Genomic DNA, 13,862 nt, shown 5'->3' with positions numbered 1-13,862 from the left:
AAAGACAACCTACCAGCGGAACCGCAAATTGGCGGCCGGTGCTGGCGCAGGTGCTGCAACCGGGGCCGAGCCATCGGCGGCGGGTGGCGCGACCGGCACCGGCGCGACGGCCTCACCGGCTGGAACCTCCTGCAGTCTTGCCAGGGCCAGTTGCGCCTTCAATTGTTCGGCACTGCCGTTGACCCGATAGACGATCCGGTCCCCTTCGACCCGCTGCAACTGCCCAGCGAACGGTTCGAGCAAACGCCCCAGCGCCGCGTAGCGCTCCAGGTTCATGCCCTGCACTTCCAGCAATTGCTCCGTGGCCACCCCCGGCTTGGCGACGAAGCGCGGCGCCAGGCGCTGGCTCACCGCGAGCATGACCGCATCGGCCAAGGCCGCAGGATCGGCGCCCTGGGCAGTGCCCTGCTCACGCTGGTCCCCCAGCCACAGGCGCCAGGTACCATGCCACTGGCCGCCTTCTTCCTTCGCATGGACCGCCAGCAAGGCGTCTGCCGCGTAGCGCTCCGACGCATCGCGCAGAGGCGCCGGGTCGCTGCCTTCCAGGTTCGGCGCGGTGGCGACGATCTGCTCGCTCAGATCCGCCAGCGGCAGGTGCAAAGCCAGGCCCCGATGCTGCGCGGCACGCCGTAGCGGCGTGGCGCTGGCTTGGCCATCGCCCACCAGGCTGGAGCCCTCGGCCGAGTCGTTCAGCCACCAGCCCAGGATCGATGGCCGGTTCGCGCTCCAGAGCGACAAGCCTGCCGAGCGCAATGCCCGGTCGGTACTCGCCGGGTCGAAATCCACCTTGAGGCTTTCCGGCGGGCCGGCGTCGTAGCCATATTGAAGAATGATCTGTTGCGGGTCCTGGCGGATGGCCGCCAACCCGGGATTCTGGGCCGCCTTGGCATCGCCGGTCAGGCGCAGCACCAGCGTATCCAGGGCGCGCAACGTCGCCTGGTTGCGCTCCTCCGGCGTCTGGCTGGTGACCGGTTCGAGCACTTGATAGAGGCCATTGACGGTTTCGGCATGGCTCGCCAGGCTGATCAGCGACAAGCAGCCCACGGACAAGAATTTGAACAAACGCATGGAAGATTCCCGGACATAACGGCTGGAACAGGCCGTGTGAAGAAGATTGAGCATGGCTGAGACCACAGCACCCGGCAAAACATTCACACGCCGGCGGAAGTTTCGCACGGTCATCACCATAACCGGTTACCGCTACACCTTATACAGAGGCGTTGCGCAGTACCAATATAAGAAATATCGGTTTTTTTCCGCGGATATGTCCCTGCCCGTCGGCGCGAGGATGGCCGCTGCCCCTCAAGCCTGATAAAATCGCGCGCCTTCGCAGACCGGCAACGGCCGGGCCCCCGGAATAATTCGTACAACGGTTATTCAATGGCCCTGGCGGTCGGTCGTTACCCAGAAATCCCCCCTAAAGGCCTGGATCATGAGCAAGCAACCCTCCCTGAGCTACAAGGACGCCGGTGTAGACATCGACGCCGGTGAAGCATTGGTCGAACGCATCAAGAGCGTCGCCAAGCGCACTGCGCGCCCGGAAGTCATGGGCGGCCTGGGCGGTTTCGGCGCCCTCTGCGAGATCCCGGCCGGCTACAAGCAACCGGTGCTGGTCTCGGGCACCGACGGCGTCGGCACCAAGCTGCGCCTGGCCCTGAACCTGAACAAGCACGACAGCATCGGCATCGACCTGGTGGCCATGTGCGTGAACGACCTGGTGGTGTGCGGTGCCGAGCCGCTGTTCTTCCTTGACTACTACGCCACCGGCAAACTGAACGTCGACACCGCTGCCCAGGTCGTGACCGGCATCGGCGCCGGCTGCGAACTGTCCGGCTGCTCCCTGGTCGGCGGCGAAACCGCTGAAATGCCCGGCATGTACGAAGGCGAAGACTACGACCTGGCCGGCTTCTGCGTCGGCGTCGTGGAGAAAGCCGAAATCATCGACGGCTCGAAAGTCGCCGCTGGCGATGCCCTGCTCGCCCTGCCTTCCTCCGGCCCGCACTCCAACGGCTACTCGCTGATCCGCAAGATCATCGAAGTCTCGGGTGCCGACATTGAAAACACCCAGCTCGACGGCAAGCCACTGGCCGACCTGCTGATGGCTCCGACCCGCATCTACGTCAAGCCGCTGCTCAAGCTGATCAAGGACACCGGTGCCGTCAAGGCCATGGCCCACATCACCGGTGGCGGCCTGCTGGACAACATCCCGCGTGTGCTGCCAAAAGGCGCCCAGGCCGTGGTCGACGTGGCGAGCTGGACCCGTCCGGCGGTGTTCGACTGGCTGCAAGAAAAAGGCAATGTCGATGAAACCGAAATGCACCGCGTGCTGAACTGCGGCGTGGGCATGGTCATCTGCGTAGCCCAGGAGCACGTCGAGACCGCCCTGAACGTCCTGCGTGAAGCCGGCGAACAGCCTTGGGTCATCGGCCAGATCGCCACCGCGGCCGAAGGCGCCGCACAGGTCGAGCTGAAAAACCTTAAGGCACACTGATGTCCGCAACCTGTGACGTGGTGGTGCTGCTGTCCGGCACCGGCAGTAACTTGCAGGCCTTGATCGACAGCACACGGACCGGCGACAGCCCGGTCCGTATCCGTGCGGTGATTTCCAACCGCGCCGATGCCTACGGCCTGCAACGCGCCAGGGACGCGGGCATCGACACCCGGGTCCTGGATCACAAGGCGTTCGAGGGCCGCGAAGCCTTCGACGCCGCGCTGATCGAACAGATCGACACCTTCAATCCGCAACTGGTCGTGCTCGCTGGCTTCATGCGCATCCTCAGCGCTGGCTTCGTGCGTCACTACCAGGGCCGTCTGTTCAATATCCATCCCTCGCTGCTGCCCAAATACAAAGGGTTACACACTCACCAGCGCGCGCTGGAGGCCGGAGACACGGAGCACGGCTGCTCCGTGCACTTTGTCACCGAGGAACTCGATGGCGGACCACTGGTCGTACAGGCAGTAATACCGGTAGAGTTGCACGACACGCCGCAAAGTCTGGCGCAGCGGGTTCACGCCCGCGAGCACCAGATCTACCCGATGGCCGTACGTTGGTTTGCCGAAGGAAGGCTGACCCTCGACGATCGCGGTGCCTCACTGGACGGCCAGTTGCTCGCCGCCAGCGGCCATTTGATTCGATACTAGGAGATTTTATGCGTCGCGCCCTGCTCTTCGCTTGCGCTCTGCTTGCCTTGCCCCTGGCACAGGCCGCAGAACTTCAACCGTTCTCCGCCAGCTACACCGCCGACTGGAAACAGTTGCCCATGAGCGGCACCGCCGAGCGCAACCTGACCAAGGAGGCCAACGGCACCTGGAAGCTGAGCTTCAAGGCTTCGATGATGATCGCCAGCCTGACCGAAGAAAGCACCCTGACCCTGGACAAGGACACCCTGCTGCCACAGTCCTACCACTTCGAACGTGGTGGCCTGGGCAAGGCCAAGAAGGCCGACCTGGACTTCGACTGGAACACCAAGATGGTCACCGGCACCGATCGCGGTGACGCGGTCAAGCTGCCGCTCAACCGTGGCATGGTCGATAAATCCACTTACCAGTTGGCCCTGCAGCATGACGTGGCGGCTGGCAAGAAAAGCATGAGCTATCAGGTCGTGGATGATGGCGAAGTCGATACCTATGACTTCCGTGTGCTGGGTTCGGAGAAGGTCGACACCAAGGCCGGACAGATCGATGCGATCAAGGTCGAGCGCGTGCGCGATCCGACACAAAGCAAGCGCATCACCGTGCTCTGGTTCGCCAAGGACTGGGACTACCTGCTGGTGCGCCTGCAACAGGTCGAGACCGACGGCAAGGAGTACAACATCATGCTCCAGGACGGCACGGTCAATGGCAAGGCTGTGAAAGGCAGCTGATCGAAGTGAACACCGAGAAGCCCCGCAAATGCGGGGCTTTTTAATGCCCGGATTTCAAGCCCACCACATACCCTCTGTGGGAGCGAGCTTGCTCGCGATAGCGGTGTGTCAGTCAGCATTTTTATCGCGGATAAACCGCCATCGCGAGCAAGCTCGCTCCCACAGGGTTTGTGCTCATGGAGGATTACCACTGCAACATGAAATCTTCTTCATGAACAACACCTGCGACCGAATGCCGCGCACCACCTGGCCTGCAGGATTATTGCGATTTCCATGAAAACTTCTTAACGAACCGGGGCATTTACTTAGCACGCTATCCAAATCTATAACAAAGTCCTGCACACGCCTTGCTGCAGATAACAGAGATTGGAGCTTGCAAGATGACTGTGAAAGTAACTGAACGCGACGACGCCCACATGTCCCACGAAGGCATTGCCGCCGGTATCCGGATCTGGGATGTGCATCAACAGGATCTGCTGGTGGGCATGTTCCACTCCGAAACGGACGCCCATAGCTACAAGGCTGAGCTGGAGCGTGAGGAACGGCTGCGCTCGCGTGAAATGGCAGAATCCTGAACGATAAAAAACCTGTGGGAGCGAGCTTGCTCGCGATGGCGGTATATCAGTGACAGAGAGATTGACTGATATGACACCATCGCGAGCAAGCTCGCTCCCACAGTTTCTGTGCTTCAACTCAATGACATTGCGTCCGGCTTACCACATCAAATCATCAGGAATCTGATACGCCGCGTACGGATCATCGGCATCCACTTCTTCGGTCTGGGTGTTGAGCTGGACGATGCGCTTGGGGTCGCGTTCCTGGATCTTCAGGGCGGCCTCGCGCGGGATCACTTCGTAGCCGCCGGCGTGGTGGACGATCGCCAGGGAGCCACTGCTCAACTTGTTGCGCATCAGCGTATTGACCGAGATGCGCTTGACCTTCTTGTCGTCGACGAAGTTGTAGTAATCCTCAGTGGTCAGCTTCGGCAGGCGCGAGACTTCGATCAATTGCTTGATCTGCGCGGCCCGGGCCTTCTGCTCGACCTTTTCCTGCTGCTGCCGGTTGAGTTCCTGGTCGCGCTTGACCTTTTCGGCCATGGCTTCCTGGGCGGCACGCTGCTGGGAATCATCCAGTTCGATCTGGCCTTTGTGGGCCAGGCGCTGCTGTTTCTGTTTCTCTTTGCCGACCTGCTTGGCCTGCTTTTGGTTGACCAGCCCTGCTTTGAGCAACTGGTCGCGAAGGGAAAGGCTCATGGTGCTTACTCACTTAGGCAACGGCCTCAGCCACAGCTGGGCAAATTCTTTTCCTGACGTTTGGCTTCGCCCCACAAGGCGTCCAACTCTTCGAGGGTGCAATCTTCCATGGGACGGTGGGTGTCGCGCAATGCCTGTTCGATAAATCGGAACCGCCGCTCGAACTTCCCGTTGGCATCGCGCAGCGCGGTTTCCGGGTCGACCTTGAGGTGGCGAGCCAGGTTCACCACGCTGAACAACAGATCGCCGATCTCGTCGCTGATAGCCACCGGATCGTTGTCGGCCATGGCTTCGAGCACTTCGTCCAGTTCCTCGCGGACTTTGTCGAGCACCGGCAAAGGACCTGGCCAGTCGAAACCGACCTGGCCCGCACGCTTTTGCAGCTTCGCCGAACGGGACAACGCCGGCAGCGCCCCCGGCACATCGTCGAGCAGCGACAATTGCTCGGGCGCCGAGGCTTTCTCGGCCCGCTCCTCAGCCTTGATTTCTTCCCAGCGCTGCTTGACCTGCTCTTCGCTCAAGCGCGGGATATCCAAGGGCGCATACAGGTCACCGGTAGGAAACACATGGGGATGGCGGCGGATCAGCTTGCGGGTGATGCTGTCGACCACGCCGGCGAATTCGAAGCGATTTTCTTCCCGGGCCAACTGGCTGTAATACACCACCTGGAACAACAGGTCGCCCAACTCGCCCTGCAGGTGATCGAAATCGCCGCGTTCGATCGCATCGGCCACCTCGTAGGCTTCTTCAAGGGTATGAGGCACGATGGTGGCGTAGGTTTGCTTGATGTCCCACGGGCAGCCGTACTGCGGGTCCCGCAGGCGGTTCATGAGGTGGAGCAGGTCTTCGAGGCTGTACATCAATCCATCCCATCACACAAAAATCTTGTGGGGGCGGGCCAGTGGGAGCAAAGCTTGCTCGCGATGGCGGTCTGGCCAACAACATGAATGCTGACTGAAACACCGTTATCGCGAGCAAGCTTTCCTCCCACAAGCTCGCTCCCACATTTTTGGACTGCGCTTAACCTGGCGTCCTGTTACGCCGGGTCTCGATGATGTTCGGCAACTGGGAGATCCGCCCCAGCAACCGCCCCAGTGCATCCAGCCCCGGAATCTCGATGGTCAGGGACATCAGCGCGGTGTTGTCTTCTTTGTTCGAACGGGTGTTGACCGCCAGCACGTTGATGCGCTCGTTCAGCAACACCTGGGACACGTCACGCAGCAGACCGGATCGGTCGTAGGCGCGGATGACGATGTCCACCGGGTAGGTGAGCACCGGCACCGGGCCCCAACTGACCTGGATGATCCGCTCCGGCTCGCGACCGGCCAGTTGCAGCACCGAGGCACAGTCCTGGCGGTGAATGCTCACACCACGGCCCTGGGTGATGTAGCCGACGATCGCATCCCCCGGCAATGGCTGGCAACAGCCGGCCATCTGGGTCATCAGGTTGCCCACACCCTGGATCTGGATATCGCCGCGCTTGCCCGGCTTGTAGCCGGTGGCCTTGCGCGGGATCAGCTCCAGTTGCTCGTTGCCACGCTCCGGCTCCACCAACTGCTGGGCCAGGTTGACCAACTGCGCCAGGCGCAGATCGCCGGCACCGAGGGCGGCGAACATGTCCTCGGCGGTTTTCATGTTGGCTTTTTCAGCCAGTTTGTCGAAGTCCACCTGCGGCAGCCCCAGGCGCCCGAGTTCACGCTCGAGCAGGGTCTTGCCGGCGGCGACGTTCTGGTCGCGGGCCTGCAACTTGAACCAGTGGACGATTTTCGCCCGCGCCCGGGATGTGGTGATGTAGCCCAGGTTCGGATTCAGCCAGTCGCGGCTCGGCGTACCGTGCTTGCTGGTGATGATCTCGACCTGCTCACCGGTCTGCAGGCTGTAGTTGAGCGGCACGATCCGCCCGTTGATCTTGGCGCCACGGCAGTTGTGGCCGATCTCGGTGTGGACCCGGTAGGCGAAGTCCAGCGGTGTCGCGCCCTTGGGCAGATCGATCGCGTGGCCGTCGGGGGTGAAGATATAGACCCGGTCCGGTTCGATGTCGACGCGCAGCTGTTCGGCCAGGCCGCCGATGTCACCCAGCTCCTCATGCCACTCGAGCACCTGACGCAGCCAGGAGATTTTTTCTTCGTAGTGGTTGGACCCGGACTTGACGTCGGTGCCCTTGTATTTCCAGTGGGCACAGACCCCCAGCTCGGCCTCCTCGTGCATGGCGTGGGTGCGGATCTGCACTTCCAGCACCTTGCCCTCGGGGCCGATCACCGCGGTGTGCAACGAGCGATAGCCGTTTTCCTTGGGGTTGGCGATGTAGTCGTCGAACTCCTTCGGAATGTGCCGCCACAAGGTGTGGACGATCCCCAGCGCGGTGTAGCAGTCGCGCATTTCCGGGACCAGCACACGAACGGCGCGAACGTCATAGATCTGGCTGAACTCCAGGCCCTTGCGCTGCATTTTTCGCCAGATCGAGTAGATGTGCTTGGCCCGGCCACTGATGTCGGCTTCCACGCCGGTGGCCTGCAACTCTTCGCGCAACTGGGTCATCACATCGGTGATGAAGCGCTCGCGATCCAGGCGCCGCTCATGCAACAGCTTGGCGATCTGCTTGTATTGGTCGGGCTCCAGGTAGCGGAAGGACAGGTCCTCCAGCTCCCACTTGATGTGACCGATACCGAGACGGTGGGCCAGGGGTGCATAAATGTCGAACACCTCCCGGGCGACGCGATTGCGCTTTTCGTCATCGGCGGACTTCACGGCACGGATCGCGCAGGTGCGCTCGGCCAGCTTGATCAGCGCGACGCGCACGTCGTCGACCATCGCCACCAGCATCTTGCGCAGGTTTTCCACCTGGCCCTGGGTACCCAGCACCATGGATTGGCGCGGGCTGAGGCTGGCACTGATAGCGGCCATGCGCAGCACACCGTCGATCAGCTTGGCCACCACGGTGCCGAAGCGCTGGCTGACCACCGGTAGCTGGATCTGCCCTTCGCGCACGCCGCGGTACAGCACCGCCGCCACCAGGGAGTCCTGGTCGAGCTTGAGGTCAGCGAGAATTTCGGCGATCTCCAGGCCCGTCTGGAAACTCGAGGTGCCTTCGGACCACAGGTTCTTCGCCGCGTTGTGTTGCTGCTCCGCCTCGCGAGCGAACTCGCAGGCAGCCTTCAAGGCTTCGCGATCCAGTGCCATGTCGACGCTGACCGCATGATCGAGCCAAGCCTCGAGATTGATACTGCCGTCGGTGTTGATCGGCTGGTGTGCTCTCACCTGTACCATCTTTACTTACCTTCCCTACGACGCAGATTCAATGCGTCAACTTCGCTGACCTTCGCTGCCCGTGTTTCCGCCCAGGGCTGTGGCGGGTTGGCACGAACGGGTCAGTCGGACAAGCCATCCTGGCTCGCTTCAAATAACGCCATGGCCTCGACATGCGCCGTTTGAGGAAACATATCGAGAATCCCGGCACGTTTTAACCGGTAGCCCTGCTTGATCAGTTCGACCGTATCCCGGGCCAAAGTTGCCGGGTTGCACGAAACATAAACCAACCGTTTGGCCCCCAGGGACGACAGCTTGCGCACCACCTCGAAAGCACCGTCACGGGGTGGGTCCAAGAGTACCGCAGAAAAGCCTTCGCCGATCCATTCGGCACCCGCCAGAGGCTGGGATAAATCGGCCTGAAAAAAGGCAGTGTTATTCAAATTGTTGCTGACGGCATTGGCCGCCGCACGGTCCACCATGGTTTGCACGCCTTCCACGGCCACCACCTGGCGCACGCTTTTGGCCAGCGGCAAGGCAAAATTGCCCAGGCCGCAGAACAGGTCCAGCACTCGTTCCTCGGAACGCGGCGCCAGCCATTGCAGGGCCTGGGCGATCATCGCCTCGTTGACCCCGGCGTTCACCTGGATGAAATCCCCGGGCCGGTACGCCAGCTCAAGGTCCCAGGCATCCAGGCGAAAGCCCAGGGCCTGCCCGGGCTCGACCGGTTGTGGTTCACCTTCACCGTGCAACCATAACTGGGCTGCATGAAACGCGCAGAAATCCTTGAGGATGGTCAGGTCGGCCTCCGACAGCGGCGCCATGTGGCGCAGCAATACCGCGAGGGACGAACCGGCGAACAACTCCACATGCCCCAGCGCCTGGGGTTTGCTCAGGCGTCGAAGCATCTCCGGCAGGCGACTCATGATCGGCTGCAAGGGCTGTACCAGCACCGGGCAATCACCAATGGCGACGATGTCCTGGCTGCCGACGGCGCGAAAACCCACTTCGAGTTTTTTCGCCTTCTGATCCCAGCGCACCGCCACGCGGGCGCGACGTCGATAACCGAACTCCGGCCCGCTCAATGGCGCGGCCCATTCCTCCGGCTCGACCCCGGCCACCCGCGACAGCTGCTCGGCGAGCATGCGCTGTTTCAGGGCGAGCTGTTCGTCATGGGGCAAATGTTGGACGCTGCAACCGCCGCAACGACCGGCATGGATGCACGGCGTTGCGCGACGCAGCTCACTGGACAGGAACACCCGCTCGGTACGTGCTTCGACCACTTTGCCGTGGGCACCGAGCACCCGCGCCTCGACCTCTTCGCCGGCCAGGGCGCCGATGACGAACCAGGTCCGCCCGTCGACAAAGGCAATGCCCCGGCCATCGTTGGCCAGGCGCTCGATGGTCAGGCGCTGCTTCTTACCGGTGGGCACTTGCGGGGCTCGGCTTCCGCCGCTGGGCTGGAAGCGCAAGCCTCTTTCTTGCTTGGCCATCAGTTGGGCGCGTCGAAAATGCCGGTCGACAGGTAACGGTCGCCACGGTCACAGATGATCGCCACGATCACCGCATTTTCCACTTCCTTGGACAGGCGCAGCATCCCCGCCACGGCACCGCCCGAAGACACGCCGCAGAAGATGCCCTCCTCACGCGCCAGGCGACGGGTCACGTCCTCGGCTTCGCTCTGGGCCATGTCGATGATGCGGTCCACGCGGTCGGCCTGGTAGATCTTCGGCAGATACTCTTCGGGCCAGCGGCGGATGCCGGGAATGGCCGAGCCTTCCATCGGTTGCAGGCCGATGATCTGCACGTTCGGGTTCTGTTCTTTCAGATAGCGCGAGGTGCCCATGATGGTACCGGTGGTGCCCATCGAGCTGACGAAATGGGTGATGGTGCCGTCGGTCTGGCGCCAGATCTCAGGGCCGGTGGTGGTGTAGTGGGCCTCGGGATTGTCGCCGTTGGCGAACTGATCCAACACCTTGCCACGCCCCTCGGCCTGCATGCGCTCGGCCAGGTCCCGGGCACCTTCCATGCCCTGTTCCTGGGTCACCAGGATCAACTCGGCGCCATAGGCGGTCATCGCCGCCTTGCGCTCGGCACTGGAGTTGTCGGGCATGATCAGGATCATCTTGTAGCCCTTGATCGCCGCCGCCATCGCCAAGGCAATACCCGTGTTGCCGGAAGTCGCCTCGATCAGCGTATCGCCAGGCTGGATCTGCCCGCGCAACTCGCCACGGGTGATCATCGACAGCGCCGGCCGATCCTTGACCGAACCCGCCGGGTTATTCCCTTCGAGCTTGAGCAAAAGCGTATTAGTGGTCTCGCCGGGCAAGCGCTGCAAGCGGACCAGCGGGGTGTTGCCGACGCAATCGGCGATGGTGGGGTACTGCAAAGTCATGGCGTATTCGCAATCCGGACTGCGGGGGCGCCTATCATACCGGCAAACCCGGCGCGGCCATATCACGCAAAGTGTGGTGGTTATGGCTTATGGGAATAAGCACGGCCCGTGGCGAGGGAGCTAGCTCTCGCTGGGCTGCGCAGCGGCCCCAAAGCTTGAGCGGGCGAAAATATCAGAACAGCGACATGATTTTTACGAAGATCGCCCGCCTGCAAATCGCTACACTGCGCAGGTGGTGCGTGCCGGATGCGCGCACAGCTCAATCAGACCGCTGGATGCAGGAGACAAGTGTGCTCAAGAAACTGGGAATCAAAGGCCGCGTGCTGTTGCTGACCCTGTTGCCGACCAGCCTGATGGCGCTGGTCCTGGGCGGCTATTTCACCTGGATGCAGCAATCGGACCTGCACGCCCAGTTGCTGCAACGTGGCGAGATGATCGCCGAGCAACTGGCCCCGCTGGTCGCCCCGGCCATGAGCCGCCAGGACACCGATCTGCTGGAGCGCATCGCCACCCAGTCCCTCGAGCAAGCGGACGTGCGCGCCGTGACTTTCCTTGCCCCCGACCGCGCGCCGTTGGCCCACGCCGGCCCGACCATGCTCAACCGGGCCCCGGAGGGCAACAGTGCACAGCTGCTGCAACGCACCGGCAACGACGCCACGCGCTACTTGCTGCCGGTATTCGGCAAGCACCGCAACCTGGCGGGCGAACTGATTCCCGAGGAAGCCGACCGTCTGCTGGGCTGGGTCGAGCTGGAGTTGTCCCACAGCGGCATGTTACTGCGCGGCTATCGCAGCCTGTTCGCCAGCCTGCTGCTGATCGCCGCGGGCCTGTGCCTGACCGCGCTGCTGGCCCTGCGCATGGGCCGCACGATCAACCGCCCGTTGAGCCAGATCAAGCAAGCCGTGGCCCAGCTCAAGGACGGTCACCTGGAAACCCGCCTGCCACCGCTGGGCAGCCAGGAGCTGGATGAACTGGCCTCGGGCATCAATCGCATGGCCAGTACCTTGCAGAACGCCCAGGAAGAATTGCAGCACAGCATCGACCAGGCCACCGAAGACGTGCGCCAGAACCTGGAAACCATCGAGATCCAGAACATCGAGCTGGACCTGGCCCGCAAGGAAGCCCTGGAAGCGAGCCGGATCAAATCCGAGTTCCTGGCGAACATGAGCCATGAAATCCGCACACCGCTCAACGGCATCCTCGGTTTTACCCACCTGTTGCAAAAAAGCGAACTGACCCCGCGCCAGCTCGATTACCTGGGCACCATCGAGAAATCCGCCGACAGCCTGCTGGGGATCATCAACGAGATCCTCGACTTTTCGAAGATCGAGGCCGGCAAGCTGGTGCTCGACAGCATTCCGTTCAACCTGCGGGACCTGCTGCAGGACACCCTGACCATCCTCGCCCCGGCCGCCCACGCCAAGCAGTTGGAACTGGTGAGCCTGGTCTACCGGGACACACCGCTGTCGCTGGTGGGCGATCCGCTGCGCCTCAAGCAGATCCTCACCAACCTGGTGAGCAACGCCATCAAGTTCACCCGCGAGGGCACCATCGTCGCCCGCGCCATGCTCGAAGACGAGCACGAAGACAGCGTGCAGTTGCGCATCAGCATCCAGGACACCGGTATCGGCCTGTCCAACCAGGACGTGCGGGCACTGTTCCAAGCGTTCAGCCAGGCCGACAACTCGCTGTCCCGGCAACCGGGTGGTACCGGCTTGGGCCTGGTGATCTCCAAGCGCCTGGTGGAGCAGATGGGTGGCGAGATCGGCGTCGACAGCACACCGGGCGAAGGTTCGGAGTTCTGGATCAGCCTGCGCCTGCCCAAGACCCGTGACGATGCCGAAGACCTGCCGGGCCCGCCGTTGCTGGGCCGGCGCGTGGCGGTGCTGGAGAACCATGAACTGGCCCGCCAGGCCTTGCAGCACCAACTCGAAGACTGCGGCCTGCAAGTGACGCCGTTCAACACCCTGGAGAGCTTGACCAACGGCATCACCGTCGCCCACCAGACCGACCAGGCGATCGATCTGGCCGTGCTGGGCATCACCAGCAACGACATGCCGCCGGAGCGCCTCAACCAGCACATCTGGGACCTTGAGCACTTGGGCTGCAAAGTGCTCGTGCTGTGCCCCACCACCGAACAGACCCTGTACCACCTCTCGGTGCCCAACCCCCACAGTCAGTTGCAGGCCAAGCCGGCCTGCACCCGCAAGTTACGCCGCGCGCTGTCCGACCTGGTCAACCCGCGCCCGCCCCGCAGCGAACCCAGTGAGCCGGTTTCCAGCCGTGCCCCGAAAGTGCTGTGCGTGGACGACAACCCGGCCAACCTGCTGCTGGTGCAGACCCTGCTCGAAGACATGGGCGCCAAGGTGCTGGCGGTGGAAAGCGGCTACGCAGCGGTCAAGGCGGTGCAGAAGGAAACCTTCGACCTGGTGTTGATGGACGTGCAGATGCCCGGCATGGACGGTCGCCAGAGCACCGAGGCGATCCGCCAGTGGGAAAGCGAGCGGCATTGCACGCCGCTGCCCATCGTCGCCCTCACCGCCCACGCCATGGCCAACGAAAAACGCGCCCTGCTGCAAAGCGGCATGGACGACTACCTGACCAAGCCCATCAGCGAACGGCAACTGGCCCAGGTGGTGCTCAAATGGACCGGCCTGGCCCTGCGCAACCAGTCGCCGGAGCGCAACAGCGATGCCCAGGGTGGCAGCGAACTGCTGGTGCTCGATCATGAAGAAGGCTTGCGCCTGGCCGCCGGCAAGGCCGATCTGGCAGCGGACATGCTGGCAATGCTGCTGGCGTCCCTGGAAGCCGACCGCGAAGCGATCCGCCAGGCCTGCGAGGCCAACGATCACAACGCCCTGATCGAACGGGTCCACCGCCTGCACGGCGCCACCCGTTACTGCGGCGTACCGCAATTGCGGGCGGCCTGCCAGCGCAGCGAAACCCTGCTCAAGCAACAGGACCCGAAAGCCGCTGCGGCCCTGGAAGACCTGGAGCGTGCGATCAACCGCCTCGCCAGCGAGGCGCGTATCAGCGCCTGATCCAGGGCAATACCCTGGCAATCGGAATCGCTGAAAATCCACGCTCCGACCCCGAACTGTTTTT

At 62.7% G+C, this 13,862-nt stretch carries 11 protein-coding genes; 5 read left to right on the top strand and 6 right to left on the bottom strand.

Going from position 1 to position 13,862, the window contains the following annotated elements; genetic code table 11:
- Positions 1-9 precede the first annotated feature (9 nt).
- On the bottom strand, positions 10-1,068 hold the full coding sequence (locus tag AO356_RS19125) for a DUF2066 domain-containing protein (RefSeq protein ID WP_060741067.1): 1,059 nt from the start codon (positions 1,066-1,068) through the stop codon (positions 10-12).
- A gap of 364 nt (positions 1,069-1,432) precedes the next feature.
- On the opposite strand from AO356_RS19125, the gene purM reads away from it, so the two are divergent.
- From purM to AO356_RS19100, 4 genes are all read left to right on the top strand, one after another.
- A complete protein-coding gene (gene purM / locus AO356_RS19115; protein WP_003204658.1) occupies positions 1,433-2,491 on the top strand; it encodes a phosphoribosylformylglycinamidine cyclo-ligase in 1,059 nt (352 codons plus the stop codon).
- Positions 2,491-3,141, top strand: coding sequence for a phosphoribosylglycinamide formyltransferase (gene purN, locus AO356_RS19110; protein ID WP_060741065.1), 651 nt, complete (start codon positions 2,491-2,493; stop codon positions 3,139-3,141). Before purM ends, purN begins: the two co-directional genes overlap by 1 nt.
- 8 nt (positions 3,142-3,149) lie before the next feature.
- The gene (locus AO356_RS19105; RefSeq protein ID WP_060741064.1) at positions 3,150-3,863 is read left to right on the top strand and encodes a DUF3108 domain-containing protein; all 714 of its coding nucleotides are present in this window, start codon (positions 3,150-3,152) and stop codon (positions 3,861-3,863) included.
- A gap of 380 nt (positions 3,864-4,243) precedes the next feature.
- Positions 4,244-4,438 carry a hypothetical protein gene (locus tag AO356_RS19100; RefSeq protein WP_025215049.1) on the top strand — a complete coding sequence of 65 codons (195 nt, stop codon included), beginning with the start codon at positions 4,244-4,246 and terminating at the stop codon, positions 4,436-4,438.
- Between the two features lie 138 nt (positions 4,439-4,576).
- On the opposite strand, the gene AO356_RS19095 is transcribed toward AO356_RS19100, so the two are convergent.
- From AO356_RS19095 to cysM, 5 genes are all read right to left on the bottom strand, one after another.
- The gene (locus AO356_RS19095) at positions 4,577-5,116 is read right to left on the bottom strand and encodes a DUF2058 domain-containing protein (RefSeq protein WP_053124301.1); all 540 of its coding nucleotides are present in this window, start codon (positions 5,114-5,116) and stop codon (positions 4,577-4,579) included.
- A gap of 26 nt (positions 5,117-5,142) precedes the next feature.
- Positions 5,143-5,976: a nucleoside triphosphate pyrophosphohydrolase gene (gene mazG / locus AO356_RS19090; protein WP_060741063.1), complete on the bottom strand. Its 834-nt coding sequence runs from the start codon at positions 5,974-5,976 to the stop codon at positions 5,143-5,145.
- A gap of 160 nt (positions 5,977-6,136) precedes the next feature.
- Entirely contained in the window at positions 6,137-8,383 is a 2,247-nt protein-coding gene (gene relA, locus AO356_RS19085; RefSeq protein WP_014339754.1) for a GTP diphosphokinase, read from the bottom strand.
- Positions 8,384-8,484: 101 nt separating this feature from the next.
- The gene (rlmD, locus tag AO356_RS19080; RefSeq protein ID WP_060741062.1) at positions 8,485-9,855 is read right to left on the bottom strand and encodes a 23S rRNA (uracil(1939)-C(5))-methyltransferase RlmD; all 1,371 of its coding nucleotides are present in this window, start codon (positions 9,853-9,855) and stop codon (positions 8,485-8,487) included.
- Positions 9,855-10,757, bottom strand: a complete 903-nt coding sequence (cysM, locus tag AO356_RS19075; protein ID WP_060741061.1) for a cysteine synthase CysM — start codon at positions 10,755-10,757, stop codon at positions 9,855-9,857. The genes rlmD and cysM overlap by 1 nt, the downstream gene beginning before the upstream one ends.
- Before the next feature lie 290 nt (positions 10,758-11,047).
- Here cysM and AO356_RS19070 point away from each other — a divergent pair, with 290 nt between their 5' ends.
- Positions 11,048-13,798, top strand: coding sequence for a response regulator (locus tag AO356_RS19070; RefSeq protein WP_060741060.1), 2,751 nt, complete (start codon positions 11,048-11,050; stop codon positions 13,796-13,798).
- Positions 13,799-13,862: the final 64 nt, after the last annotated feature.

Origin of the sequence: Pseudomonas fluorescens (assembly GCF_001307275.1) — a bacterium.
Classification (GTDB): Bacteria; Pseudomonadota; Gammaproteobacteria; order Pseudomonadales; family Pseudomonadaceae; genus Aquipseudomonas; species Aquipseudomonas fluorescens_AA.
This window is presented reverse-complemented; position numbering and strand designations above follow the sequence as displayed.